Here is a 24,071-nt window from a genome sequence, read left to right as displayed (position 1 = left end):
TCGTAACGGGCTTTTTTGTTTTGGTACAACATAGGTACAACATAGCAAATGGCCAGGTATGCTATCGTAAGTTAGTATATGTACCGACATCTCAACTGTAACCCCTCTTAAAAATCGGACTGCTTAAAGGACGAAAAGTCTTAACTAAACAGTCAAACGATGGCCAGTTGGTTGATCTGCTCTTTCTCCATGGTAGCGGAACCGTCTTCCAGCGTTTGCCGGCAATGGCCGCATCATCCCCGTTGGAATTTGAAGCGCTCAGGGTACCGGCCAGGTCGGTAAGTTCTTCTCTTGCTGCTTTGATCTTTTCTGTTATAAGTGTTCTGAATTCTTCCAGCTCGGTATCGTTATATTTTGTTTTGACAGGATTTTCTTGTTGCATCCGACCTTAACAAGCGAATTGCAAAAAAGTTGGAAATTATTACTTTGCGGTAAGCCTAAGTGGAGGTCGCGTTCTACCGGACGACTGATAGCATGAAACAAAAAAAAGCGTTCAAAATCTGAACGCATAGATCCATGGGTAGATGGTTTATATAAGAGCTTAATAGTAGAATAAGATAATATTAAGCTGCTATGAGTTGCAGGAATGCCGCACTTCTGACATTGACATCATCGATCTTCCGGATATCTTCGGTAAGGATCGCTTTTAATTGTTTGTCGATTGATTTAACCAGGTCAGTTGTTTTAGTTGGCGATGTTTTCATATCTGTAATGATATAAATATGATGCCAAAGCCGGAACCACTTTGAAAGTTATTTGATCGGTCGCCTGATGTAGGTTTTTGCGGACGAAATGATCAGCCCCTGTTTTTTTTCCAGTTCAGCTTCTCCGTTTGGTAACGCTCATTCGCTTCCGCGGCTTTCCAGCAGGTGTAAAATACAGCGGCTGCCTTCGCTTTTTCCTCCTCGCCGGTACCACGAGCCAGGAGGGCGTAATTTTTTGCAGCATTATACTTTTTGCCGCCCTTGTAATTCGCATAGCGTCTTGCCCGGGTATAACCCATCTGCAGGTATTTACGCGCCATATCAGCGCCGACAAAATCACCTTGGTCGAGATAGTTTTGGAACTGCGCATAGATCTTCGCGCTGCTTTCTTTAGCGATCTCTTCGGTCTTAAAACGCCAGTTCGGCCCAATCTCGCTCTTGTAGGGTTCGCAGATCAGTACGCCTTGTTCGCCTTTACCCACACGATAGAGCTCAGGGTGTTTTTTATAATAGATGTCCGGCTTCCAGGCATATTTGCCGCTATCGAAATTTAAGTAAGATGGGGTATCTGCTTTCATAAGTGTTTGGCCAGGTAGGGAGCGGTGCGGCTCTCTTCGTTTTGACGATCGCTGCCGGCTCGCCTTCGGCTACGATCCGGCCGCCTGATTCACCTGCGCCCGGTCCGATGTCGATCACCCAGTCGCTGGCCGCGATCACTTCCATATCATGCTCTACCAGGATGACCGTATTGCCGGCATCGACCAGGCGGTTCAATTGGACTAAAAGGCGCTCCACGTCTGACGGATGCAGTCCCGTGGTCGGTTCGTCCAGCACATACAGCGTTCGACCATGCTGGGCGCGCTGCAGTTCTGTTGTCAGTTTGATCCGCTGCGCTTCACCGCCGGAAAGCTCTGTCGCGGGCTGTCCCAGTCGCAGGTACCCCAGGCCAACTTCACGCACGACCTCCAATGCGCGGCTGATCGCCGCTTCTTCATCGAAGAATTTTGCCGCCTCGTCTACGGTCAGGCCCAGCACCTCCGCGATATTTTTTTCCTTATACAGCACCTCCAGTGTTTTGGGGTTATAACGGGTTCCGCCGCAGGTCGGGCAAGGCGTATATACACTCGGCAGGAACAGCAGTTCGACCATGACCATGCCTTCACCTTCACAATGCGGGCAGCGCCCTTTGACGACATTGAACGAAAGCGGCCGGCATCGAACTTGCGCGCTTTGGCCATTGGTGTAACAGCGAATAGTTTACGGACATGATCGAACAGGCCGGTATAAGTGGCCAGGTTAGAACGCGGTGTACGCCCGATAGGCTTCTGATTAACGACCACCAATCGTTTGACATGCTTCATTCCGCTGGTGATCCGACCGCCCAGTGTTTGTACTTGCGTGTCTTCCAATGGATCAGCTTCAATATCGTCGGCAATATTCACCTGCAGGCCTAAATGCTCAGCCATCAGTTCCACCAGGACCTGGCTGACCAGGCTGCTTTTGCCGGAACCGGATACACCGGTAACGCTGGTTAATACACCTAAAGGAAAAGCGACAACTATCAGGATTTTGCGATGTGGATGGCAGATACCATGCATGATGCCGGCGATCCCGCCCGTCATGGTACGTTCAAACAAATGACGGCGCGCGCACGCCTGAATAATCTTTTCGGATCCCGGACGGCAGCGGAGCTGCATAGCGAATATCAGCGCGGCATGAATTAACTTTGCCCGATGGCTAAAAGCAAAAAGATCCCGGTCTACGGAATGGAACGATGGAGTTCAGGGATGTACATAAAGCCGGTAGAGACAAATGTTGGTGAACGGCTCCATTACGCAAGATCGGAGCCGCACCGGCATGACTTTTATTACGTGGTGCTGATAGCGCAGGGGTCCATGGCGATGGAGGTCGATCATACTTCGCATGAATTGGCCGACAGGTCCTTGTTCTTATCTTTTCCCGGACAGATCCATAGTATCACTTCCGCAGAACTTGGGCGGGGCTGGTTCTTGGCATTTGATCCGGGCCTGCTGGATCAGCAGATCAAAGACCTGCTTAATCAGTGCCTTTCCGAGGTCATGCTGATCGATCTTGCCCGATGAGTCAGGACACTTTGATGAGCTGATGAAACATCTTTTCTCGGTTTACTCGAGTCCAGGACAACTATTTCAGGCAGCTATACTGAAGTCATTGCTCTCGGTATGTCTTTACGAAATAGCGGGATCGTATTTTATTCAGGAGAGGCAGGCAATGTCCGGTCATTCGGCCAGGAATATAGAGATCACCAAATTATTTCGTCAGCATTTGCGTCGGGATTTCATGTCTTTACGAAAAGCATCTCAATATGCGGGAGCGGATGCACATGACCCTAAGCCACCTCAATGACACGGTCATAGGTGTCACCGGCTTCAGTGTGACCTATCATATCTAGCAGGAACTCATGCGTGAGGCACGACGACTGATCACCTACAGCAGCCGCACCGTCAGGGAAATTGCGTACGACCTGGGTTTTGAGGATGACAAATATTTTAGCCGGTTATTTAAGAAAACGACCGGCAAGTCTCCCGGATCATACCGGAAGCGCACCTAAAGGACAGGCCTCTTGTACCCGCCTCCTGAATAAGCTGTTCCTGGTCACACATATGGAATTCACCTGTTCTTGTGATGAGATGCAAAGTATAATGGCTGCTCTTTTTTGATCGCAGCAGAACAGCGCCAATCATTATCCGGTTGCGCGTGCCCGAGGCCGCGCTGGTGCAAGCAAGTAAAAGTAAATATAACGGGAGAGCTTCCGCTGTTTGTCCCCCTATTGCCTTCATTTGTAGGATAAATGCCTGATAATATTCAGTTAACTTTGATATATTAACGGGCGAGTATCCATGACCAAAGAAGAGATATATTTATACGAACTGTCAGCAAACCCTCATGGATTGATCATTTCTCCCATGCTGGCATCTTTTATCCCTGAAGATGACGGTCTCAAAGCGATCACGCCCCACAGACATGATACACACGGCCTTTTTCTGTTAACGTCCGGCCAAATGACGATGATGGTGGAAGGGCGTAAAGTTGTCATGATGCCCTCCTCGTTAATGCTTATACAGCCTGGTCAGGTGCATCAATGCCTGAACGTTCAGGCGATCTCAGGCTGGGTCATGTTTTTCGACGGCAGATTCCTGGACGCTGGTATCCGGATCATCATTGAACGAACCATAGAAACTATCGCTTTATTAAAATTTGACAACGAAGGATCTTTGTTTTTTCAGCAGTTGTTGCTGTCCATTTACCAGGCGGCTGAGGAAAAGAGACCGGGTAAGTTTCAAACTAAAATGCTGCATGCCCTCATCAATGCACTTTATTATAAAGCTGCTGATCTGTTTTTGCTGCTTGAGTCCCTTGAAGAAGCTTCTTCATCAAGGAGTTCATTGATCGTGCAGCAATTTAAGGATCTGATCAAAAGGAATTTTAAGATCTGGAAACGGCCTGCAGATTATGCCAACGCGCTGAACATCTCCGTAAGCCATTTGAACGATACGGTGAAAATAAACACAGGCTATTCAGCGACTCATCTGATACAACAGGTGGTCACCGGCGAAGCGCAGCGAACACTCAGATATACCACTAAAAGCATTAAAGAGATCGCTTTCGGTCTGGGTTATGCTGATCATAAATACTTCACCCGCCTGTTTACCAGGGTGGTTGGACGGCCGCCTTCCGGCTTCAGGAAAACTGAACAGCAAAAACCTGCTCCACAACCCGAAGTGCTCGTATTCAGGACCAGCGTTCAGGGCAAGGACATAGCCGATGATCTTGTTGATTCGATCAGGAACCTCTATCCGGAATATGAGGTAAGCTTTGATCTGGAAGATCGTGATAACATTTTAAGAGTAAAAGGCCGGGAGGCTCATCCGGAACGTATCAGGCAGGTCCTGTTAACCGGTGGTTACACCTGTGAAGAAATAGGTTAATGACAGAGATCGAGGATATGAAAGATAAGAAAATATTAGTGACAGGCGCAAGTATTGCCGGTCCCACGCTGGCCTATTGGCTTAACAGGTATGGATTTAACGTAACGGTCGCTGAACGTGCGCCTGAACTCAGACTAGGCGGTCAGAACATCGACGTTAAAGGGCCGGCAGCCGAGATAGCCCGCAAAATGGGCATAGAAGAGGCAATTCGTGCTCAGAACACAACCGAGGTGGGCTTACGTTTTGTAAATACCCGTAATAAAACCGTAGCTGAATTCCCTGTAGAGAGTTCGCTGAGTATGACCCAGGAACTGGAGATCCTTCGCGGCGACCTTGTCCGGATACTGTACGATCTGACGAAGGTCGATGTTGAGTATCGCTTTGGAGAGCACATTACCCAACTTGAACAAACGAATGCAAACGTTAACGTTACCTTTTCAAGCAGCAGATCTGAATTGTTCGACCTGGTGATCGCTGCTGAAGGGATTGGATCAAAGACACGCGAATTAGCTTTTGCGAAGCGCCCGGAGTTTAAGTTTCTTGGATTATATACCGCTTATCTGACCATTACCAGATCAGCTACAGACAGCAGTTGGGCACGATGGTGCAATGCAGAGAACGGTATCGTATTCCTTCTGCGCCCTGATAATCACGGTGAAACAAGGGCTTCCATCACTTTTACGGCAACCGAAGACGAATACAAAGGACTTTCTCTTGAAGAACAAAGATCTGCGCTGATCGGCCGCATCAGGGGGAGCGGCTGGGAGTCAGAGCGTCTGATCATGGAAATAAACAAAACGAGCGATCTCTATTTTGACAGGATCAGCCAGGTGAAAGCGCCTGAATGGAGTGAAGGCCGGGTAGCGATCGTTGGTGACGCAGCTTATTGCGCAACGCCTATCGCCGGTAAGGGAACCGACCTGGCCATGACCGGCGCATATATTCTGGCCGGCGAGTTATATACAGCCAGCACTTATCAAAAAGCTTTCGAAGTTTATGAGCAAAAGATGCGTCCGTATGTCGAGAAATGCCAGCAGTTACCTCCGGGTATTCCCGGACTGGTCTATCCGAGAACGAAGATAGGCGTAGGGTTATTGAATACGGTGGTGTCTGCTTTCGGCAGCAGGCCGGCCAAGTGGGTCTTTAGTTTTTTCGGGAAAGACAAAAAGGCGCCAAAGCAGGAGATCACGCTTCCGGATTACCTGAACACTACTGATCGATCTGCGAATTGAGCGGCGTAACTTCAGTTGGCGCCTTACCGAACTTTTTCTTGAACGAATGGGAAAAATGCGACAAGCTTTCAAAACCCAGATCAAGGTAAAAGGCCGATGACTTTTGATGTTTGGTTTCGATAAGGTGCTTCGCCTCGTTCAGCCGTTTATCCTGCAGCCAATGACGCGGCGGAACGCCAAATATCTTTAGGAAATCCCGTTTGAACGCTGCCAGGCTGCGACCGGTCAGCTGTGCAAACCGTTCGATGGGGACGTTAAAATGAAAGTTATGAAGCATAAATTTCTCCAGGTCGATCTTGTGAGGTTCTGAGAAGTCGAAAAGGAAGTTGCGAAGCACCGGCATGGCAAGCATCAGCAACTTAACACCTTCCTTTACTTTGAGAATGCCCATTTCATCGGTCATCTCCGCGCCGGAGCTACGGGCGTAAGGAACAATGGATTGAAAATAACCCTGCAGGAATTCGTTGGAAGGAATTAATATATTTGGCGGACCGATGTATTTCCGGTCCGCTTCCAGCTTATCTTCCAGCACGATCCTGCGCAGCAGGTCTTCCTGCAGGGATATCACAATGGTTTCATAGTTCGCGCCGGGCAGCGGTGTTTTGGTAATTGTACCCAGCTGGTTCTTGCCGATCAGCAGCATTTCTCCACCGGTCATGGAAATCGTTTGCGCGGAGGTTTCCAGCGTAAACTGGCCGGACACCTGTAAGATCAGGGTATGGTGGTTCCAGAAACATACCTTCTCCTTCCGCTCCGCAGAAAGGTAAGAATAGAATATTACACCCGGAAGGATCTCTGCTGGACTGATCATTTAGCGTTGTAAATAAGTGCCGCCTTGTATAGCGCCTGTTGCAAAAGTAGTGTTTAAGGTATGTATTTCTTCCGGTGTAAATACAATATCCATCGCTGCCATATTTTCGGGGAGGCGCGACCTGCGGCTCATACTAACTAAAGGCATGATATGACCGCCCTGCGCATTTACCCAGGCGATGGCAACCTGTGTTGGTGTATAGCCTTTATTACTGGCTAACTGTTTCAAGACTTCCACCTTTTCCAGGTTATGAATTAAGTGCTTCCCCTGAAAACGGGAGAAATGGTTACGGTAATCATTTTCGGCAAGCGGGGCCTTCATTTCACCGCTCAGTAAACCTTCGGCAGTATTAGCAAAAGCCACCACAGCAATACCTAATTCTTTTGCCGCCGGCAGCAGGTCACTTTCTATCCCGCGCTCAGCCAGTGAATAGCCGATCTCAAGCGCGCTTATCGGGTGAACGCTATTGGCTTTTCGGAGTTGGTCAGCCGTGATCTCCGATACACCAATATGGCGAACCTTGCCTTCTCTGACCAAATCAGCGACGGTACCGATGATGTCCTCTACCGGCACGCTGTCGTCCATGCGGCTGGGCTGGTAGAGGTCGATCGTTTCGATACCCAAACGGGTCAACGAGTAGTTGATGAAATTCTTGATGGCAATGGGACGCAGATCCAATCCCAGCCATTGTCCGTTGTGAAAGATAGCGCCGAATTTTACGCTGATAAAAGCATCGTCGCGTCTTCCTTTGATGGCCTTGCCCACCAGCATTTCGTTATGCCCGGCACCGTAGAAGTCGCCAGTATTTAAAAAATTGATGCCGCGATCCAAAGCTTCATGGATCGTAGCGATGCTTTCTGTTTCGTCGGGTGTGGGGCCGCCCCAAATAGAGGACATGCGCATACATCCCAGGCCCAGTTTGGAAACTAGGGGTCCATTTTGACCCAATTGAATTTTCGTGATGTTTTTCATGATGTAAAGGTCAGGTTTTAAAATGTCCGGCATTTGCTTATACAGCTCATACGATGTACCTGTACGGCTCAATTAGCTTAAACACTTTGATCTTGACCGGATGATTCAGATTTATACGTCATAGACATGATCCTTTTCATTGATCAGCTTATAAGAACGATAGCAGTGCAAAAATTTCCGGTAATATGCATAATTTCGATTATTGAGACCACATAAAAATCAATGATCTTTAGTTTTGCCGCCACGCCGGAGTTTGATTTCATGACCTATTTTGCCCGGCACATCGGGGCAACGATAAATGATGGGCTATTGGTCATTCCTGCCGAGCTGGGCAACGGGTACATTCGTAAACTATCCTTTGGCCCTGAATTCAAGATCACCCTTCATCATTATGTATTAAAGGAAGACCTGATCATCAAACGCAACACGTCCGGCCAGGGTAATGAGCTGATCACCATTTTTTTTTACAGCAACGAACAAACGCTCGGCATAGCATTCGACAATGATCCCAATATTCAGTTTTCCGAACGCGATGAATCCGCTATCCAGGTTACCTCTAATGATCTGAGCTCGACCATCCGTTTCCCGGCAGGTCACACGATACGTTATGCGGTGATAGCCATTATGCCATCCTATCTGAAAACCCTGCTGGCTCTTAATAAGTTGAATTCTACGATTGAAACGATAACCAGCCCGGGACATACATTTCTTTATTTTGAGAACATGACCGCTGAGACCAAACTGCTGCTTAAAAACTTGAGCTCGGTGGATATGAACGATGAATTGAGTCAATTCTACATGCAAATCAAAGTTCAGGAACTGCTGTACCTGCTTTTTCAAAAGCTATCGAAACGTGAAAGCTTAACGCACCAGAACATTAACAGCGCGGATGCAGCCAGGCTTCTGCATATCCGTAACGAAGTTATAAGCGATCTGAGTACACCGCCTGTATTGCCTGAGCTGGCACAAATTGCCGCCATGAGCGAAACCAAACTCAAACAACTTTTCAAACAGGCCTTCGGTGATACGGTTTACAATTACTTCCAGCGCGCCCGCATGGAGGAAGCGGCATTTTTGTTGAAACAGGGTAAGCGGTCTGTTGCGGAGGTTGGCTATGAACTTGGATTTACCAACCTCAGCCACTTTAGCAGGTTGTTTGAAAAACATTACGGTTTTACACCCAAGCGCTATTCTTCACAAGCTTAAACACTTCGTCGTATCGGACTGATTTTTTGCCTTTTCAGGCTATTATCAGCTTACTATTAGGCGCAACTTTGCTATATCAAATAAAAGATAAGCAAAATGAAAAAGTTATTCACGCCCTATAGCAAAGCCACACTTCAGTTGAAGAACCACGTCGTGATGGCACCTATGAGCAGAAGCCGTGCCATCGGCAATGTGCCCAATGATCTGATGGCCACTTATTACAAACAACGTTCCGGTGCCGGACTGATCATCACCGAAGGCACTTCGCCCAGCCCTGAGGGCTTAGGCTATCCGCGCATCCCAGGTATTTTTACGGATGCCCAGATAGAAGGCTGGAAAAGGGTGACCAGTGCAGTTCATGAAGGAGGTTCCAAAATATTTCTGCAGTTGATGCATACCGGCAGAATTGCCCATAGCTCCAACTTGCCGGAAGGCCATCAGGTGGCGGGTTTATCAGACGTTAAGGCCGCAGGAGAAATTTACACCGATACCGGCATGTTCGAATACTCGGCACCAACTGCATTGGATGAAGAAGGCATAGCCCGTATTATAGAAGATCATGTTAAGGCTGCTGAAAATGCCATAGCCGCGGGCTTTGACGGCGTTGAATTACACGGCGCACACGGCTATTTGCTGGAGCAGTCTTTAAATCCGCACGTCAATAACCGTACGGATAGCTATGGCGGATCCATAGCGAACCGCAGCCGTTTGACGCTGGAGATCGTACAAAAAATAGCAGCTTCCATCGGCGCTGATAAGGTTGGCCTGCGCATTTCACCTTTTTTAACATCCAACGATATGCCTTCGTATGAAGAAGCTGACGTACATGAAACCTATGTTCAGCTCGCGCGGGAAATAAACCTATTAGGTGTCGTCTATCTGCACATCTCAAATAATCCGGGCATTCCCCAAAATACGCATCAGGACATTCGGGAGGTTTTCGCGAACACCATTATCTATTGCAACGGCTTCACGGCTGAGACCGCTGAAGCCAAATTACAGGATGGGTCAGCTGATCTGGTCGCCTTTGGCAGAACCTTTCTGGCCAACCCCGATTTTATGAAAAGAATAGAAAAAAACGCCCCCCTGAATGAGCCGGATTATAACACGCTTTATATCCCCGGCGAAGAGGGTTATACCGATTACCCCGAATTAAATTAATTAACAGCTCCCATTAAAACATGAAAATGAAACAGTCAGCTTAGCTGACAGCTTCATCATCTCTTAAAACAATTATCAAGATGAAAATTACAACTACAGGCTCATTAGGAAATGTAGCCAAACCATTAGTAAAAAAGCTGATCGCAGCCGGACATGAAGTTACCGTGATCAGCACCAAAGATGATCGCACAAACGAAATTGAGGCTTTAGGCGCAAAGGCAGTCATCGGCTCTATCAGCGACGAAGCCTTTTTAGCCGGAGCTTTTACCGGAGCAGATGCGGTATATGTCATGTTGCCGCCATCTATGGGGCCAGGTAATATGATACAAAATATTGCCGATGCCGGGCAAGCTTACGCAAATGCAGTTAAGGCGACAGGCGTAACGCGCGTGGTCATGCTGAGCAGTGTTGGGGCGGATGCCGCTCAAGGTACCGGCCCTGTGCAAGGGGTTCACCGCGTTGAACAGATATTGCAAACATTGGACGGCGTAAATGTGACCGTTTTGCGGTCGGGCTTCTTCTTTATTAACTTTTTGAGAGATATCCCATTAATCAAAAGCAAGGGCATCTTCGGTAACAATTATAAGGGCAGTGACCGGTTGGCCCTTACACACCCGGAAGATCTTTCTACAGCACTTGCAGCAGAATTGCAAACTGAAGGAAACGGCTTTGAAGTGAAGTACGTTGTGAGCGATGTTTCGACAGGAGACGAGATAGCCAATTTATTCGGTCAGGCCATTGGTAAACCGGAACTGGTTTGGACAAACATCCCTGATGAGCAGTTGAAGCAAGGCATGCTCGCCGGGGGCTTACCGCCTGAATTGGCCGGTTTGATCATAGAGATGGGTCAAAGTGTCAGGGCAGGTATCATTACCAAAGACTTTTTTGCCAGCGGTGCAAAGGTAACCGGGCTGATCAAACTGGAACAGTTCGCTGAAGAATTTAAAACTGCCTATCAGCATGTCTAAAAATGGACGTGTAAGCAGGATCTGTAAACAGGATGCGCAGTTGGAAAAATACAAAAGGCTCTTTGATGAGATCTGTTGTTCAGCAAACCAACTTCTGGTTGATCGCTTTGACAGGGGATCATCTTCTTTATTGATACAGAACCGCCGTTGACCGACCGGCGGTTCTCTTAATAAGCTAGATAAGTATTGCCTTGCAGATCCAGATTTAGCCGGTCACTATCAAAGAATCAATGAGCTCATCCTTGAATACCAAATGAAATTTCAGTACGATAGGGCTTCCGGGGAATGTACCCGATACCTCCGCTGTTAACACGCCGTCCGAACCCGACTCATCGTATTGAAGGGGTTTCATGGTCGATCTTTATCTATCATTAGCATCTTCGATCCATGCCCGTATCTCTTTTTTGCCGGTATGGGTCCTGTCTTCGTCATGAACGATGGCGGTCTCGGTAAAACACTCCGTGTAAGTCCTGCTGTCGTAAGTGTTCTGTGTTTCTACAAACTGCGCTATCAATTGTGGTAATTCCATGATCTTTATAAGTAATTATGGAGTTGGATCTTTAAATGGTCGGTACCGTTCCGCCGTCAATGACATAGTTCGTTCCTGTCAGGTAACTGGCTCTTGGCGAAACTAAAAAGCCGACCAGCTCGGCTACTTCTTCCGGTTCGGCCGGCCTGCCGTAAGGTATGTCACCCAATGCATCCATAACGCCTTGCTGAGCTTCTTCGACTGTGCTGTTGGCATTTCTCGCGATCTCGCCCAAAAAGGCATTGGATGCAGTTGTATTGATCCATCCTGGCAGCAGATTTGCTAAGTGCACTCCAAATGCCGAAAGCAAAGCTTTCGGCATTTGGAGTGCACTACACTGGCTATTACATATAGCTTCGCTAATAAAAGTGAATGAACTTTTTTACGAATGGTCGGGAATGTCTTTAAAGATGTTCGTTTTTAGGCCGCTCTAACCCTTGCCCTGCGCTAAAATATTCAAAACCTGCATCCGGTAAATCTTGCCGATGGGGATTACATCGATCCCTATGTTAATTTCGTCTTGCGTATAAGAATCAATCTTATCAAGGGCTATCAAATAAGAACGATGGACCCGTATGAATGATGATGACGGAAGCATAGCTTCGAGTGAGGTGATGGCGTACTTGGTAATGACCGGACCTCTGGTAGTGTTTATCTTAACATAGTCTTTCAAACTCTCGATGTGTAGAATTTCATTTAACATGACCTTTACCATTTTTCGGTCGGCGCGGAAATAAAGAAAAGCATGATCAGCACCATCTTGGGCATTAAAGGGAGATTGGTCATCATAGCGGGCGTACTGCTCCGGCAATGCCTTCATGACTGCTTTCAGGAAACGATCGAAGCGCACAGGCTTAACCAGGTAGTCAGTCACATCCAGTTCAAAAGCCTTTACAGCATATTGTTCGAACGCCGTAGTCAGAACTATTTTTGGAGCATCAACGAGCGTGCCTATCAGATCCAATCCTGTAATCTGCGGCATTTGGATATCCAGGAACAGCAGGTGGATGTGGTGTTGTTTGAGCATGCTTATGGCTTGCACCGCATTGCCGCATTCTCCAATAAGATTTAGCATTGGTACCTGGCTGATATAACGCCGCAAAACCTCGCGCGCGGGCGGTTCATCATCAACGATGAGGCAGTTGTATTTCTTGTTCGGTTGCATGATAAACATTTTTGACCACTTGAGCAGGTGCGGTTGCCAGCGTGATCGTCAGATTGACAACGTACATTTCTTCTTCATCATTGATCACCAGTTTATGTTTACCGGGATACAAGAGCTCCAGACGTTTGTGAACATTGGCGATCCCGATACCGGGGTTCATATTGCTAATGGTGGCTGGCTTGCCATTGATTAGTTTCATCGACAGTTCGTTATTATATATATGAACAGCGAGACTGATCCAGGGATGTTCGGTTACCTGGCTTGCACCATGTTTGAAGGCATTTTCAACAAAGGGTAAAAGTAATAATGGGGCGATCAAATGATCGGTAAATTTTGGCATTTGAATCGATAGGTCCAAACCGTCATCATAGCGGGTCGACTCCAGCTGAAAATAATCTTTGATCATTTTCAGCTCTTTGTCAAGCGGCACTAACGGCTTGCTACAATCGTAAAGGATGTAGCGGAGTAGTTGAGATAGGCCCATGATCATTCCGGATGCCTTCTCGGATACTTCCTGTGTGAACGAGTAAATATTATTAAGCGTGTTAAACAGGAAATGAGGGTGTAGCTGTGCTTTTAGCATTTGCAGTTCAGCATTCGCTTTTTCCTTTTCCAGTATCAGGGCAGCTTGCTGCCTTTCATAGAAGCACTTCATCAACTTGATCGCAGCGGCTACACCGCCTACCGTAATACTCCCCCGCAGACCAGCCAGCATGGCTACACCGAATTGTACATAAAATGCCGGATGAGGCTCACGGGCAACGAGTGGCGATATCTTATCCGAATTGAGATGACGAAAGTAGTCGATCACTGTCATGGATAAGACCGCTGATAATGCGGCCGTTAAAAAAACTAAAAGGACCGCACTTATAGTAGCCAAGCCATATCTGCCTGGCAACACCAATTTAGGAATGACCAAATACATCAGTGTGTAAGCTAAAAACATACTTGGGATCAAATACATCAAGGTTTCCGGCGAAGTGATGAGCAGGCGACGGAAAAATGGTTGTTGCTGCAATGCAGGCGATGGCGAGAACGAGTATAGCAAAAGTTGGAACAGGAACCAGAGTAACCAAAAGCTGAGATGCCGCGACAACCGCCATTTGATACTGTTGGAATAAATAAATGGTATTTGCTGCATCGAACGTAATTATCATACTAAGATACACATAGGCTATCAAAGCGAAATATTTCCGGCGACTTATTCGACAAACGCAATTAAACAGTCTATCAGATCATTTCGTCGACGACGAAATGATCTGATAGACAAAGATCCGCTGTATGTTTTCAAATTGGCTACGCCGGGCCACTTTCCAGATTTCATATAATCAACGTCACTATATTTGAATAAAAACGATCACTATGAAAGCATTATTCACCTTAATTTTTTTAACCTCTTTATCGTTTGCTGCCTTTGCGCAGATCGATACGACGAGCTTCCCAAAGGAGCGCCGGGAGATCCGCCTGCTTTTACGCAGCCAGGGCCCCGGAACAAATATTGACTGCGCTGACATGATCGCTGTCGGGCCCAAGGGCGACATTTCTTTCACCCGTCAGCAATGGATCGACGCGCAGAAAAAAGAGAAACTGGTATTCAAGTCCGTGAGGCCGATACCGGGTAATGAGTTCATCCGCATTTATGACGGCACAACTGCAGTAGTCAATCTGCTGATCAATGTAAATATTATTGTGGATGGCCGCGACTTGAATATTAAAGTACGCCGGTTAGAGGTTTACCACAAAACCGCTGGCAACTGGTGTCGTGTGGCCGGCCAGGGCACGCAGGTTGACGAGAACTTATTTCCGCTAAATAGTAAATAACTTAAACACGATCATGAAAGTTGTCATCTTGACAGCTTTTCTGTTACTCGCTATCAAATTCTCTATGGCTCAGAGCGCCGTCGAAAACGAGATCCGCAAGCTGGATCAACTGGAAGCACAGGCTACTATCAGCGGTGATACCATCACGCTGAAAAAGCTATGGTCGCCCGGCTTTGTGGTAAATAATCCGGCAAACATGGTTGTCAACGCCGAGCAGATACGGCAGCTGATGAAAGAAGGCAAAATCGCCTATACAACGTTCAGCCGTGTGACGGAAAAAGTAACCATCACCGGCCCGATAGCGGTAACGATGGGTTATGAAGAAAATGAGCCTGAAAAAGCAACGGATAACGCAGGGAAGAAAGTTACCCGCCGGCACACAAACCTCTGGTTAAAAGAAAAGGAAGGCTGGAAGATCATTGCACGGAAGGCCACCATTATTGATGTGAAGTAAAGCAATTTAGACCATAATTTTCTCCATTATGAAAAAAGCAAATCATTTGCTGATCGCTGTATCGGCATGTTACCTACTTTTTCTAAGTATAGGTTGTAAGAAGGATAAAACGCAAAAAGATCCGAATAAAGACACCAAAGGAACTTACAGTTTCTCGAATACGGAATATACCGGCATAGCGAACGTTGGCAATCATTATTTTCCCCGTCCGCTGTCTTTACGGTTTGGGGCAAAGGATAGTGTTTCGGCCTGGTCGCACCTTACCCTTTCCGTATGGCGCCGGGGCGATGTACACGGCAAAATAGCAAAGGTAGAAGAGGGTGCTCAGGGCGAAACCACCGTTACGATCCTGTTTGATCTGCTCGGGGATGAGCAATTCAACTCACCGCAGGTTTATACCATTTCTGCAGATAAGAAAACCATCACAGGTGGCTCTTCACCTATTATCTCCATGGTCGATATGAATCTATTCCCGAAAGATGCCCCAAGTATTGTTGGAGTATGGTCACAACCCCAGCATCCGGACTGGTTTCCGGATGTGAATGTGATCGCATTTGACAAAAACGGGCAAACCAATTATACCCAGGGTGGCAAACCTGTATATTACGTTTATGATGATAAGATCCTTTGGAGAGAGAACTATAAACAGGATGGCTCACGCATTAGGTTCGCTGGTATAAACCCGGATGTTGCCGCGCCCTTAGTCACCATTATTCCTTATTATGGCGTTCTCTCCAGCGATGGGAAGATATTATATGTTGACGCGTACGACTTTGCAGGAGCCCGCATAACAACGACTTTAAGCACCTTTGAATGGTATGGGCCTAAAAGAGTAACGCCCTGGTTAATTCGGCAATAGACTTGGTCGATGAAGGTGCGCATGGTTGGGCTCGAACCTGTGTCCCAATATTTTAGCAACTTATTTTTGTTGTATTTCTTAGTATTTTTGGATGCAAAACGGTACTTTTATATCTACCGGCGAGGTGAAACCCCAAAACGGCCACCAGGCTTTTTATTCACTTCATAATTGATTGAAATTCAGCACGAAATAGAGATATGAGTGTAGCCCAGTGGGCGCACAAATAAGCAAGATCTGCTTTCTAATAACCCTGTAAATCGTTGATCTACAGGGTTATTTATTTTATTTCGATGCTCTCCGATCCTTTCAAATGCACAGCTTTGGCGACCGATCCGGCGACCAGATATCGTTTTTTAAATTTGGTCGCTTTTATGAGTTAACGCATTTTAATACAAGGTATCAAGTGCTTTAAATTTGTATCGAAAAGTACTTACGTAGACTGGAAAAAAGAACACCCGTGATTTTTTTAAAGGCGAAGGCAGCCACCAATACCATCCAGGCGCTGTAGGATCCAAAACTATATTGCTTCACCTTACCAGATCTGGAACGGCTTTTAGCCAAGTAACGAAATTAGAGCGCCTTTTCCGGATACTTACCCGGAACGTATTTGCTATGTTCCAAAGACGAGTAACGTCCAATCTCTCAAAAACCGCCGCGCAGCGTTACCTTGAATTCCGCAGACATTACCCGGGCTGCAATCGCGGATATCCTAAAAGCACCTCGCCAGCTAAGGAATATCTGTGCAGTAGTCTTTTAGCTAATAGGGTTTCGAGTGCATTTTCTATATTGATTTTACCGATCCCAGTAAAATAATTTTGATCTGATCTTTTATATTTGTGCTTTTTCTTGTGATAATATAATAGCTGAATAGGGGGCAATAGCAATATTAGCAGAATGCGGGTATCCGTCACATTCCATTGCTTCGGCCTGAGTATCAAATGACGAGAGATCGCCGAATTCCTCATCATAACCTTCCCAGTCGCTATTATAGCGAACCTTCCATAAGCCTTCATCAGGCATGCCTATTTGATAGTCGTTATAGGCCTGACCGGAGAAATTCAGGACCACGATGGTCGTATCGCCCGGCCCTCCTTCCTGCCAGCGCTGGTAAGCCAGCAATTTCTTTTCATTATCTACCCGTATCACTTCGGTATGCGCTCCACTTAAACCTTCGGTTTGTCCGCAGTGATTCAAGCGCAGGTGTATCAGATCTTGGTGCAGTTTAACAAAACCGTTGAATGCTGTCACACGCTGCCAATCGAGCGGGTCGGTATCCGAGAACCACTGGTCCTCCAGCATTTCATGCCCCTGAAAGATCATCGGGATGCCCGGCGCGGTCAGCACCATAGCGATGCCCAACGAAGCACGTTTTTTTGAGTACCAGTTATTCACGTCGCCGTCCGATATCTCTTCCGCTACCCTGGCTTTACCATTGGCTACTTCATCATGGCTTTCGGTATAGACCACCCGGTGAAAAGGGTTACCGCTATATTGTCGCATCAGCGAAGCTTCCAGCGAGTGCATATCCCGTTCATTGTCATCCGGCGCGATCAGCGCGTAACGCACCGGGTGTACAAAATCGCCATCCCATTGCGCCCCAAAACCCAGTCCGCCATCAGCGGTACCATTCGTGATACTATCCAAACCATGCAGGTCTTCGGCGATTGTCAACTTACCCGGAAACCGTTCCGCGATCTCACTATTGATCCAGCGTAGTAAACTTTCACCGTCGGCCAGTATGCTGCCCGGGTTCTCATCGGCGTGAACGTTGCGGATATAGGGGATCATATCCATCCGCAAACCATCTACCTGGTATTCTTCCAGCCACATCAGCGCGTTATCACGTATATATTGTCTTACTTCGTTACGGCCATAATCTGGCCGGGTATCACCCCAGGGCGTTTCTGACTTCCAGTCGTTATAAAAATAGATGCCCCCCTTGCCATTTTCGGCCCAACCGTCAAACTGCCAAAGGTCAAGATCGCTTGGACCGAAGTGATTGTAAACCACATCCAAGATCACTGCGATCCCCTGTTCGTGAGCGGCCTTTACCAAGCTTTTAAAAGCATCAGGACCGCCATATTCAGATTCGATGGCGAAAGGCTGCGAAGGATTATACCCCCAGGAAAAACCACCCGGAAACTCGAACGGTGGCATCACTTCAATGGCATTAATGCCTAATTCTTTCAGGTAAGGTAATTTGTCGATCACACCATATAGATCGCCCGGTTTACCCGGCTCTTTGACATGGAATGTGCCTACGTGCAATTCATAGATCACCAGCTTATTCCACGATGGGGTCTCAAAATTGGTCTCGCCCCATTCAAATTGCCCGGCATCATAGATCACGCCATTCCCGACCGAATTGGTCATTTGCCTGGCATAAGGATCGTTCCGGTAAAGGTCGCCATACGGCGTTTTTAAATAATATTTGTATTCGTCGCCAGCTTTCGCGTTTTCCACGGTACCTGCCCAAAAGCCATTCTCCTCACTTTGAAGCGTGTTAGCCTCGGTATCAAAACCGTTAAAGCTGCCAATAACAAAAACGGCCTGGGCATTTGGTGCCCAAACCCTAAAATGTACACCGTTGGTTAGCGTTGTTGCACCCATCCCGGCAACTGAGGTAGTTTTTGTTTTCATAGATCGACCTAATAAGTCGGCCAGCGAAAAATTGTTTGGATGTAGATAAAAGAACACACATTAGTACTTTGCATATTTAAGGTCCTTTTTTATTGCGACGTTCGTCTTCGCCACCTTCTGTTCATACATTATAGTTCTGACCAACAAATACCTGTTAGATCACTGGTTCCAGCTAATTTATTTCAAAAATTTGACCTCGTATGATCAGACGGTCCAACATGCTCGCCAAAGATCGGATATTAGGAATACCCCAACGGATCTAATGGATTATCAGTAAAAAGTACAAAGTGGGTATATTTTAAACAAATGTTGTATGATTTTGTACTACATTGCAACGATATGCTGCATCAACAAAAACGTATCGCCGTCATTGGTTCTGGCTTTGCCGGATTAAGTGCGGCAGCTTACCTCGCCCAACAAGGTCATCAGGTCGACGTTTTCGAGAAGAACGGTGAGCCTGGCGGGAGGGCCCGGCAAAAGGTTACCGCTAATGGTTATACTTTTGATATGGGACCGAGCTGGTATTGGATGCCCGAGGTATTTGAAAAATTCTTTAAGGACCATGGCAGTTCCGTAACTGAACATTACGAACTTGAACTGCTCGATCCGGGTTTTTCCGTGGTCTATCCTGATGGTCAACTGGATATTCCTGCAAAACTAGCGGATTTAAAGGCTTTATTCGAGTCGGTCGAAGCCGGCAGTGGCCCGAAGCTGGATACCTTTTTTGCTGAAGCGGAATTCAAATACCGGGTCGGGATGGAAAGGCTGGTCTATAAGCCCGGTTTGTCCTTATGGGAACTTTTCGATCTTGAACTTCTGCGAGGTCTGTTCAAACTACAGGTATTTACCCCCTTCAGCGACCATGTCGCCAAGTATTTCCGTGACCCGAAACTCATCGCCCTGATGGAATTTCCGGTGCTTTTTTTAGGTGCTATGCCCGAAGAGACCCCGGCGTTATACAGCCTGATGAACTATGCCGGGCTTAAACTGGGTACCTGGTATCCAAAAGGCGGCTTTGGCAGCGTGGTCAAAGGGATGCAGGCGGTTGCCGAAAAGGCTGGTGCTAAATTTTATTTCAATGAACCGGTTACTGCCGTACGTACACAGAACAGCAAGGTCACTGAGCTGGTCACCAGCCGGCGCGAAGCACATTATGACGCTGTGGTCGGCGCGGCCGATTATCATTATATCGAATCGGCTCTGTTGAGCGAAAAAGATCGAAATTATTCTGAAAAGTATTGGGACAAGCGGGTCATGGCCCCATCCAGCCTGATATTTTACATCGGTGTCACCAAAAAGCTGGACAAGTTACAGCACCATACCCTCTTCTTTGACGAGGACCTGAAAGCGCATGCCGTTTCGATCTATAAAACACCCGACTGGCCGGAAAAGCCGCTATTTTATGTCTGCTGCCCGTCGCGGACCGACGACAGCGTCGCACCCGCAGGACACGAAAACCTATTTCTGCTCATGCCGCTGGCTACCGGGATCCGGGACGACGAAGCGACCCGGCAGCGCTACTTCGACCTGATGATGGACCGCCTGGAAAAATACGCCGGTAGCGCTATACGGGACAGCATCGACTACCAGAGCAGTTACTGCGTCAGCGATTTTGTCCATGACTACAATTCCTACAAAGGCAACGCCTATGGCCTGGCCAACACATTGATGCAGACAGCCCATTTAAAACCCTCGATGCGCAATAAGCATTTAAAGAACTTGTTCTACGCCGGGCAACTGACCGTCCCGGGACCGGGCGTACCCCCGGCGATCATTTCCGGCCAAGTGGCCGCGGAACAGGTCTCCAACTATTTAGAGCACTCCAGATGAAAGCAAGATTCGACGAACTCTCGGCCGCCTGCAGTAAAGCCACGACACAGCTGTATAGTACCAGTTTTTCGCTGGGTATCCGTTTGCTGAGCAGACCCATGCGCGCGCCGATCTATGCCATCTATGGCTTCGTACGCCTGGCAGATGAGATCGTGGATAGTTTCCATGATCACGACAAGGCCTATCTGCTCGCCAAGTTCAAAAGCGATTGCTACGAAGCGATAGCGATGGGCATCAGTTTGAACCCGGTGCTGAACGCTTTCCAGCAGGTAGTCAACACCTATGGCATCGACCACGAACTCATCGACCTTTTTATGAAAAGCATGGAAATGGACCTGGAACAATTGACCTACACGCCGGAAAGCTACGAAGATTATATCCTCGGTTCGGCGCAGGTCGTCGGGCTGATGTGCCTCCAGGTATTTACGGAAGGTGATAAGACCGCTTATGAACAGTTAAAGCGATCGGCCATGATGCTGGGCTCTGCTTTTCAAAAGGTCAATTTTTTGCGGGATGCCAATGCGGACTACCGGGATCTTGACAGGACCTATTTCCCGGGGGTAGACCTGGACGCTTTCTCTGACCGGGATAAGCGCGCGATAGAGGAAGAGATAGATCGGGAATTCTCGGACGCGCTCGCCGGTATCCGCCGCCTGCCGCGGAATTGCCGCAAAGGGGTCTATCTGGCCTATATCTATTATCAAAAATTATTTCAGAAGATCAAGCGGATCTCCGCCCGCCATGTGCTCTCCGAAAGGATACGCATTTCCAACGGTCATAAATGCTGGCTGATGGTCGATTCGATGGTCCGCTACAAACTGAACGTGCTATGATACTGATGATCCTCCTGAGTTTATTGCAGGTAAGCGAACCCGATCCGCAGCGCGTTCGGGTCTTGTATGAGGCTGCCGCTTTCCGGCGCGACTCATCTCTGCGTCTGACCCAACTTTTATCGCCGGTGACCGTTGACGGCACACCCCTAATGCGTTGCTATAAAGGCGCTGCCAATATGTTGGAGGCCAAATATGCTAAAGATCCATTCACGAAACTGGCTTATTTCGGTAAGGGGAAAGACTGGATAGAGCAGGCGATCGCGGCCGATACCAGCCAGGCCGAAATGCGTTACATTCGGTTGGCCATCCAAGAGAACCTGCCCGCCATCCTGAATTATAAGGCCGCCATCGCTAAAGACCGGGCCTTTTTAAAAGCGCAGTTAAAGGAATTAAAAGATCCGGCCCTTCAATCGGCTATCACGAAATACCTAGAAAGATGAAGGACGCCGTTATGATCGTTGACCGGCAGGACCGGATGCAAGGCACCATGGATAAAATGGCGGCCCACCGGACCGGCACGCTGCACCGGGCCTTGTCCGTCTTTATTTTTAATTCTGATGGTGAGTTGCTTTTGCAGCAGCGTGCCATGGGAAAATACCACTCAGGCGGCTTATGGACCAATACCTGTTGCAGCCACCCCCGCTTAGGGGAGCCGGTCGCGGCAGCGGCGGAACGCCGCCTATGGGAGGAGATGGGCATGCGCACGATCTTAAATCACACCTTCTCTTTCTATTACCACGCGCAGGTCTCCGAGGAATTGATAGAGCACGAGTTCGATCATGTGTTTTTCGGTAGTAGCGATGCCCTTCCGTCCATTGACCCGGCGGAAGCTGTGGGCTACCGCTATCTCAGCATGGACGAGCTGGCCAAAGATATGGAGGCCTACCCGGAACGATACACTGCCTGGCTGGCGATCTGTTTTGGGCAGGTTAAAGAACATTATACTAAATTTGTCAAATGATGAACAGGATCTTCATCGATATCGGTATTGTACTGGCTTTCTTTGTAGGCATGGAAGCGGTAGCTTGGCTCGCGCATAAATACCTGATGCATGGCCTCCTATGGTCTCTGCATGCGGACCATCACCAGAAAGAGCAGGATGGTTTTTTGGAAAAGAACGACTTTTTCTTCCTCATCTTCGCTACACCGGGTATCGCCTGCCTGCTTGTCGGTGTTTACATGGACAAAAGTTTTTTCCTGATGGCCGGGCTGGGTATCACGCTCTACGGGATGTGTTACTTCTTTATCCATGACCTCTTCATACACCAACGCATCAAGGTGCTGCGCAACTCGCAGCATTGGTATCTGAAAGCGATCCGCCGCGCGCACAAGATGCACCATAAACACCTGCACAAACATGACGGCGAGTGCTTCGGCATGCTTTGGGTGCCGCTCAAATATTACCGGGAAGCGAAAAAAGCGAAAGACAGCGTATGAGGCAGTACACTTACCTTTTCATCGATCTGGGATCGCTTTCTGTGCCTTTGCTGGCCTCTTTCCATCCCAGACTGAGCTTTTACAGAACCTGGCGGGCTTTGCTGCCAGCCATGCTGATCACTAGCGTCCTCTTCTTAGCCTGGGATGCTTACTTTACGCATATCGGGGTCTGGGGCTTCAACCCGAAATACTTGTTAGGCATTAAGGTCCTGAACTTACCCTTGGAAGAGGTACTCTTCTTCATTTGCATACCTTATGCCTGCGTTTTTTCATATTTCTGTCTGGATCGCTACCTGAATTTCGGGATCACTGCGCCCATGGAAAGGCTGATCACGCCGCTGTTGATAGGCGCCAGTGTCTTCACCGCTATTTGCTTTTATGACCGAATGTATACGTCCTGGGCTTTCTCCGCTCTGGCACTGACCCTTACCTTGGTAAGATACGTACTAAAGGTGACCTGGCTAGCCCGCTTTTACCAGGTTTACCTTGTCCTGCTGATCCCCTTTTTGATCGTCAATGGTCTGCTGACCGGCACCGGACCCGATGAGCCCGTGGTATGGTACAACAATGCCGAGAACCTCGGCATTAGGATACTGACGATCCCGTTCGAAGACGTTTTCTACGGTATGGCGCTGATCCTAGGCAATGTGGTCATCTATCGCTCACTAACCAAGCACGAATGAGGTCCTATCATTTATTACGCCAGCTCATCGACCTCTTGGAAAGGTTCGACCAGGGGCAGCCCGAAAAGGCCGTCTCGCTAAGCGATTTCGCGGCCTTTCTGCTGAGCGATCTACAGCGGCAGAACACCGTTGCTACCGGCACCGAGGTCCGTTTCGGACAGGTCGAGTTCCCTGCCCAGGAGATAGCTTTCCAACTGGACAACAATATCAGCCGACTGGTGATCTTCATGAACCGTTACGCCCGCCATTACTTGAAAAAGGCCCTGGAAGGCACGCCTTTGCGTACCCCCGAAGAGTTCACCGCCCTGGCTATCCTGCTCACCCACGAACATTTGACCAAAAGCGAACTGATCGAAAAGAATATCCAGGAGAAGACCTCCGGCACCGAGGTCATCCGGCGCCTGATCGCCAGCGGACTGATCATTGAAAGTGCCCACGCCTCGGATAGACGCAGCAAGCGCATCGCCATTTCGGAAACCGGGCGGGCGTTATTATACCGCATCTTTCAGCACACGAGCGATGTTGGCAAGGTCGTGACCGGGAAACTCACTTTCGCCGAAAAACTTGTCCTCCAACACCTGCTGCAAAAGCTGGAGGATTTCCATCACCCGATCCATCAGGACCGGGTGGTCAGTGATCGTGACGACCTGCACAAGCTGGCCAGCGGCTTATAGTTTTTTTCTGCTATTTAATACTGTTTCAGGTCCGAGAATACCAAGTCGATATCGTTCCTAACGGCATTTTGAACCATCGAGCTCCCTTTTTTTTTCCGTTCTTAGTCGCCATCGCAGATATCGC

General features: G+C 48.0%; 30 protein-coding genes. 17 read left to right on the top strand and 13 right to left on the bottom strand.

The features are described from left to right. Nucleotides 1–91: 91 nt before the first annotated feature. From IRJ16_RS13800 to IRJ16_RS22900, 5 genes are all read right to left on the bottom strand, one after another. A complete protein-coding gene (locus IRJ16_RS13800) occupies nt 92–382 on the bottom strand; it encodes a hypothetical protein (protein WP_194112193.1) in 291 nt (96 codons plus the stop codon). A 181-nt stretch (nt 383–563) separates the two neighbouring features. Beyond that, a complete protein-coding gene (locus IRJ16_RS13795; protein ID WP_194112192.1) occupies nt 564–704 on the bottom strand; it encodes a hypothetical protein in 141 nt (46 codons plus the stop codon). Nucleotides 705–796: 92 nt separating this feature from the next. Beyond that, nucleotides 797–1,282, bottom strand: a complete 486-nt coding sequence (locus tag IRJ16_RS13790; protein ID WP_194112191.1) for a DUF4385 domain-containing protein — start codon at nt 1,280–1,282, stop codon at nt 797–799. Further along, a complete protein-coding gene (locus IRJ16_RS22905; protein ID WP_228080143.1) occupies nt 1,245–1,769 on the bottom strand; it encodes an AAA family ATPase in 525 nt (174 codons plus the stop codon). The genes IRJ16_RS13790 and IRJ16_RS22905 overlap by 38 nt, the downstream gene beginning before the upstream one ends. Then, complete coding sequence (locus IRJ16_RS22900) at nt 1,727–2,401, bottom strand: hypothetical protein (protein ID WP_228080141.1); 675 nt, start codon at nt 2,399–2,401, stop codon at nt 1,727–1,729. The genes IRJ16_RS22905 and IRJ16_RS22900 overlap by 43 nt, the downstream gene beginning before the upstream one ends. 69 nt (nt 2,402–2,470) lie before the next feature. On the opposite strand from IRJ16_RS22900, the gene IRJ16_RS22895 reads away from it, so the two are divergent. The 4 genes from IRJ16_RS22895 to IRJ16_RS13770 all read left to right on the top strand — a co-directional run bounded on the left by IRJ16_RS22895 (nt 2,471) and on the right by IRJ16_RS13770 (nt 5,904). After that, nucleotides 2,471–2,806 (top strand): AraC family ligand binding domain-containing protein, encoded by a 336-nt coding sequence (locus tag IRJ16_RS22895; RefSeq protein ID WP_228080139.1) that lies wholly within the window; start codon nt 2,471–2,473, stop codon nt 2,804–2,806. 338 nt (nt 2,807–3,144) lie between these two features. Further along, nucleotides 3,145–3,294, top strand: a complete 150-nt coding sequence (locus tag IRJ16_RS22890; protein WP_228080137.1) for a helix-turn-helix domain-containing protein — start codon at nt 3,145–3,147, stop codon at nt 3,292–3,294. A 289-nt stretch (nt 3,295–3,583) separates the two neighbouring features. Further along, nucleotides 3,584–4,672, top strand: a complete 1,089-nt coding sequence (locus IRJ16_RS13775; RefSeq protein ID WP_194112190.1) for an AraC family transcriptional regulator — start codon at nt 3,584–3,586, stop codon at nt 4,670–4,672. Continuing rightward, complete coding sequence (locus tag IRJ16_RS13770; RefSeq protein ID WP_228080135.1) at nt 4,672–5,904, top strand: FAD-dependent monooxygenase; 1,233 nt, start codon at nt 4,672–4,674, stop codon at nt 5,902–5,904. The genes IRJ16_RS13775 and IRJ16_RS13770 overlap by 1 nt, the downstream gene beginning before the upstream one ends. On the opposite strand, the gene IRJ16_RS13765 is transcribed toward IRJ16_RS13770, so the two are convergent. Both IRJ16_RS13765 and IRJ16_RS13760 read right to left on the bottom strand, forming a co-directional pair. Next, the gene (locus IRJ16_RS13765; protein ID WP_194112189.1) at nt 5,882–6,715 is read right to left on the bottom strand and encodes a helix-turn-helix domain-containing protein; all 834 of its coding nucleotides are present in this window, start codon (nt 6,713–6,715) and stop codon (nt 5,882–5,884) included. The two genes, IRJ16_RS13770 and IRJ16_RS13765, sit on opposite strands and share 23 nt — an antisense overlap. Beyond that, complete coding sequence (locus IRJ16_RS13760; RefSeq protein WP_194112188.1) at nt 6,716–7,687, bottom strand: aldo/keto reductase; 972 nt, start codon at nt 7,685–7,687, stop codon at nt 6,716–6,718. It abuts the gene before it with no gap. A 222-nt stretch (nt 7,688–7,909) separates the two neighbouring features. On the opposite strand from IRJ16_RS13760, the gene IRJ16_RS13755 reads away from it, so the two are divergent. The 3 genes from IRJ16_RS13755 to IRJ16_RS13745 all read left to right on the top strand — a co-directional run bounded on the left by IRJ16_RS13755 (nt 7,910) and on the right by IRJ16_RS13745 (nt 11,022). After that, on the top strand, nt 7,910–8,893 hold the full coding sequence (locus IRJ16_RS13755; protein ID WP_194112187.1) for a helix-turn-helix domain-containing protein: 984 nt from the start codon (nt 7,910–7,912) through the stop codon (nt 8,891–8,893). Nucleotides 8,894–8,989: 96 nt separating this feature from the next. Beyond that, nucleotides 8,990–10,054: an alkene reductase gene (locus IRJ16_RS13750; protein WP_194112186.1), complete on the top strand. Its 1,065-nt coding sequence runs from the start codon at nt 8,990–8,992 to the stop codon at nt 10,052–10,054. A gap of 80 nt (nt 10,055–10,134) precedes the next feature. Then, the gene (locus tag IRJ16_RS13745; RefSeq protein WP_194112185.1) at nt 10,135–11,022 is read left to right on the top strand and encodes an NAD(P)H-binding protein; all 888 of its coding nucleotides are present in this window, start codon (nt 10,135–10,137) and stop codon (nt 11,020–11,022) included. A gap of 205 nt (nt 11,023–11,227) precedes the next feature. Here IRJ16_RS13745 and IRJ16_RS22885 read toward each other — a convergent pair whose 3' ends face one another. The 5 genes from IRJ16_RS22885 to IRJ16_RS13725 all read right to left on the bottom strand — a co-directional run bounded on the left by IRJ16_RS22885 (nt 11,228) and on the right by IRJ16_RS13725 (nt 13,734). Beyond that, the gene (locus IRJ16_RS22885; RefSeq protein WP_228080134.1) at nt 11,228–11,374 is read right to left on the bottom strand and encodes a hypothetical protein; all 147 of its coding nucleotides are present in this window, start codon (nt 11,372–11,374) and stop codon (nt 11,228–11,230) included. 9 nt (nt 11,375–11,383) lie between these two features. After that, the gene (locus IRJ16_RS22880; protein WP_228080132.1) at nt 11,384–11,551 is read right to left on the bottom strand and encodes a nuclear transport factor 2 family protein; all 168 of its coding nucleotides are present in this window, start codon (nt 11,549–11,551) and stop codon (nt 11,384–11,386) included. A gap of 31 nt (nt 11,552–11,582) precedes the next feature. Further along, complete coding sequence (locus tag IRJ16_RS13735; protein ID WP_290246104.1) at nt 11,583–11,843, bottom strand: SDR family oxidoreductase; 261 nt, start codon at nt 11,841–11,843, stop codon at nt 11,583–11,585. A 138-nt stretch (nt 11,844–11,981) separates the two neighbouring features. Then, a complete protein-coding gene (locus IRJ16_RS13730) occupies nt 11,982–12,716 on the bottom strand; it encodes a LytR/AlgR family response regulator transcription factor (RefSeq protein WP_194112184.1) in 735 nt (244 codons plus the stop codon). Beyond that, entirely contained in the window at nt 12,679–13,734 is a 1,056-nt protein-coding gene (locus tag IRJ16_RS13725; RefSeq protein WP_228080128.1) for a sensor histidine kinase, read from the bottom strand. Before IRJ16_RS13725 ends, IRJ16_RS13730 begins: the two co-directional genes overlap by 38 nt. Before the next feature lie 344 nt (nt 13,735–14,078). On the opposite strand from IRJ16_RS13725, the gene IRJ16_RS13720 reads away from it, so the two are divergent. Genes IRJ16_RS13720 through IRJ16_RS13710 form a run of 3 tightly spaced genes read left to right on the top strand, consistent with a single transcriptional unit; the run spans nt 14,079 to nt 15,850 of the window. Further along, entirely contained in the window at nt 14,079–14,537 is a 459-nt protein-coding gene (locus tag IRJ16_RS13720; RefSeq protein WP_194112183.1) for a nuclear transport factor 2 family protein, read from the top strand. 13 nt (nt 14,538–14,550) lie between these two features. Then, the gene (locus tag IRJ16_RS13715) at nt 14,551–14,991 is read left to right on the top strand and encodes a nuclear transport factor 2 family protein (RefSeq protein WP_194112182.1); all 441 of its coding nucleotides are present in this window, start codon (nt 14,551–14,553) and stop codon (nt 14,989–14,991) included. Nucleotides 14,992–15,019: 28 nt separating this feature from the next. Beyond that, nucleotides 15,020–15,850, top strand: a complete 831-nt coding sequence (locus tag IRJ16_RS13710) for a hypothetical protein (protein WP_194112181.1) — start codon at nt 15,020–15,022, stop codon at nt 15,848–15,850. Nucleotides 15,851–16,678: 828 nt separating this feature from the next. On the opposite strand, the gene IRJ16_RS13705 is transcribed toward IRJ16_RS13710, so the two are convergent. Next, on the bottom strand, nt 16,679–18,490 hold the full coding sequence (locus tag IRJ16_RS13705; RefSeq protein WP_194112180.1) for an alpha-amylase family glycosyl hydrolase: 1,812 nt from the start codon (nt 18,488–18,490) through the stop codon (nt 16,679–16,681). A gap of 339 nt (nt 18,491–18,829) precedes the next feature. Here IRJ16_RS13705 and IRJ16_RS13700 point away from each other — a divergent pair, with 339 nt between their 5' ends. The 7 genes from IRJ16_RS13700 to IRJ16_RS13670 are packed head-to-tail and all read left to right on the top strand — an operon-like array spanning nt 18,830 to nt 23,947. Next, nucleotides 18,830–20,320, top strand: a complete 1,491-nt coding sequence (locus IRJ16_RS13700; RefSeq protein WP_194112179.1) for a phytoene desaturase family protein — start codon at nt 18,830–18,832, stop codon at nt 20,318–20,320. Then, entirely contained in the window at nt 20,317–21,153 is an 837-nt protein-coding gene (locus tag IRJ16_RS13695; protein WP_194112178.1) for a phytoene/squalene synthase family protein, read from the top strand. Before IRJ16_RS13700 ends, IRJ16_RS13695 begins: the two co-directional genes overlap by 4 nt. Next, nucleotides 21,150–21,593, top strand: coding sequence for a hypothetical protein (locus tag IRJ16_RS13690; RefSeq protein ID WP_194112177.1), 444 nt, complete (start codon nt 21,150–21,152; stop codon nt 21,591–21,593). The genes IRJ16_RS13695 and IRJ16_RS13690 overlap by 4 nt, the downstream gene beginning before the upstream one ends. Beyond that, entirely contained in the window at nt 21,590–22,114 is a 525-nt protein-coding gene (gene idi, locus IRJ16_RS13685; RefSeq protein WP_194112176.1) for an isopentenyl-diphosphate Delta-isomerase, read from the top strand. Before IRJ16_RS13690 ends, idi begins: the two co-directional genes overlap by 4 nt. Further along, complete coding sequence (locus IRJ16_RS13680) at nt 22,111–22,590, top strand: sterol desaturase family protein (RefSeq protein WP_228080126.1); 480 nt, start codon at nt 22,111–22,113, stop codon at nt 22,588–22,590. Before idi ends, IRJ16_RS13680 begins: the two co-directional genes overlap by 4 nt. Next, nucleotides 22,587–23,273 carry a lycopene cyclase domain-containing protein gene (locus IRJ16_RS13675; protein ID WP_194112175.1) on the top strand — a complete coding sequence of 229 codons (687 nt, stop codon included), beginning with the start codon at nt 22,587–22,589 and terminating at the stop codon, nt 23,271–23,273. Before IRJ16_RS13680 ends, IRJ16_RS13675 begins: the two co-directional genes overlap by 4 nt. Next, a complete protein-coding gene (locus IRJ16_RS13670; protein ID WP_194112174.1) occupies nt 23,270–23,947 on the top strand; it encodes a MarR family winged helix-turn-helix transcriptional regulator in 678 nt (225 codons plus the stop codon). The genes IRJ16_RS13675 and IRJ16_RS13670 overlap by 4 nt, the downstream gene beginning before the upstream one ends. Nucleotides 23,948–24,071: the final 124 nt, after the last annotated feature.

Origin of the sequence: Mucilaginibacter myungsuensis, from assembly GCF_015222005.1 — a bacterium.
GTDB lineage: Bacteria > Bacteroidota > Bacteroidia > Sphingobacteriales > Sphingobacteriaceae > Mucilaginibacter > Mucilaginibacter myungsuensis.
Note: the sequence above shows the minus strand (reverse complement) of the source record. Positions and strands in the feature narration are given on the sequence as shown.

Bases quoted from the DNA above. Each gene is read 5' to 3' on its own strand.
- IRJ16_RS13800 (WP_194112193.1), bottom strand. From the start codon at position 382: ATGCAACAAGAAAATCCTGTCAAAACAAAATATAACGATACCGAGCTG.
- IRJ16_RS13795 (WP_194112192.1), bottom strand. From the start codon at position 704: ATGAAAACATCGCCAACTAAAACAACTGACCTGGTTAAATCAATCGAC.
- IRJ16_RS13790 (WP_194112191.1), bottom strand. From the start codon at position 1,282: ATGAAAGCAGATACCCCATCTTACTTAAATTTCGATAGCGGCAAATAT.
- IRJ16_RS22900 (WP_228080141.1), bottom strand. From the start codon at position 2,401: ATGCAGCTCCGCTGCCGTCCGGGATCCGAAAAGATTATTCAGGCGTGC.
- IRJ16_RS22895 (WP_228080139.1), top strand. From the start codon at position 2,471: ATGGAACGATGGAGTTCAGGGATGTACATAAAGCCGGTAGAGACAAAT.
- IRJ16_RS22890 (WP_228080137.1), top strand. From the start codon at position 3,145: ATGCGTGAGGCACGACGACTGATCACCTACAGCAGCCGCACCGTCAGG.
- IRJ16_RS13775 (WP_194112190.1), top strand. From the start codon at position 3,584: ATGACCAAAGAAGAGATATATTTATACGAACTGTCAGCAAACCCTCAT.
- IRJ16_RS13770 (WP_228080135.1), top strand. From the start codon at position 4,672: ATGACAGAGATCGAGGATATGAAAGATAAGAAAATATTAGTGACAGGC.
- IRJ16_RS13765 (WP_194112189.1), bottom strand. From the start codon at position 6,715: ATGATCAGTCCAGCAGAGATCCTTCCGGGTGTAATATTCTATTCTTAC.
- IRJ16_RS13760 (WP_194112188.1), bottom strand. From the start codon at position 7,687: ATGAAAAACATCACGAAAATTCAATTGGGTCAAAATGGACCCCTAGTT.
- IRJ16_RS13755 (WP_194112187.1), top strand. From the start codon at position 7,910: ATGATCTTTAGTTTTGCCGCCACGCCGGAGTTTGATTTCATGACCTAT.
- IRJ16_RS13750 (WP_194112186.1), top strand. From the start codon at position 8,990: ATGAAAAAGTTATTCACGCCCTATAGCAAAGCCACACTTCAGTTGAAG.
- IRJ16_RS13745 (WP_194112185.1), top strand. From the start codon at position 10,135: ATGAAAATTACAACTACAGGCTCATTAGGAAATGTAGCCAAACCATTA.
- IRJ16_RS22885 (WP_228080134.1), bottom strand. From the start codon at position 11,374: ATGAAACCCCTTCAATACGATGAGTCGGGTTCGGACGGCGTGTTAACA.
- IRJ16_RS22880 (WP_228080132.1), bottom strand. From the start codon at position 11,551: ATGGAATTACCACAATTGATAGCGCAGTTTGTAGAAACACAGAACACT.
- IRJ16_RS13730 (WP_194112184.1), bottom strand. From the start codon at position 12,716: ATGCAACCGAACAAGAAATACAACTGCCTCATCGTTGATGATGAACCG.
- IRJ16_RS13720 (WP_194112183.1), top strand. From the start codon at position 14,079: ATGAAAGCATTATTCACCTTAATTTTTTTAACCTCTTTATCGTTTGCT.
- IRJ16_RS13715 (WP_194112182.1), top strand. From the start codon at position 14,551: ATGAAAGTTGTCATCTTGACAGCTTTTCTGTTACTCGCTATCAAATTC.
- IRJ16_RS13710 (WP_194112181.1), top strand. From the start codon at position 15,020: ATGAAAAAAGCAAATCATTTGCTGATCGCTGTATCGGCATGTTACCTA.
- IRJ16_RS13705 (WP_194112180.1), bottom strand. From the start codon at position 18,490: ATGAAAACAAAAACTACCTCAGTTGCCGGGATGGGTGCAACAACGCTA.
- IRJ16_RS13700 (WP_194112179.1), top strand. From the start codon at position 18,830: ATGCTGCATCAACAAAAACGTATCGCCGTCATTGGTTCTGGCTTTGCC.
- IRJ16_RS13695 (WP_194112178.1), top strand. From the start codon at position 20,317: ATGAAAGCAAGATTCGACGAACTCTCGGCCGCCTGCAGTAAAGCCACG.
- IRJ16_RS13690 (WP_194112177.1), top strand. From the start codon at position 21,150: ATGATACTGATGATCCTCCTGAGTTTATTGCAGGTAAGCGAACCCGAT.
- idi (WP_194112176.1), top strand. From the start codon at position 21,590: ATGAAGGACGCCGTTATGATCGTTGACCGGCAGGACCGGATGCAAGGC.
- IRJ16_RS13680 (WP_228080126.1), top strand. From the start codon at position 22,111: ATGATGAACAGGATCTTCATCGATATCGGTATTGTACTGGCTTTCTTT.
- IRJ16_RS13675 (WP_194112175.1), top strand. From the start codon at position 22,587: ATGAGGCAGTACACTTACCTTTTCATCGATCTGGGATCGCTTTCTGTG.
- IRJ16_RS13670 (WP_194112174.1), top strand. From the start codon at position 23,270: ATGAGGTCCTATCATTTATTACGCCAGCTCATCGACCTCTTGGAAAGG.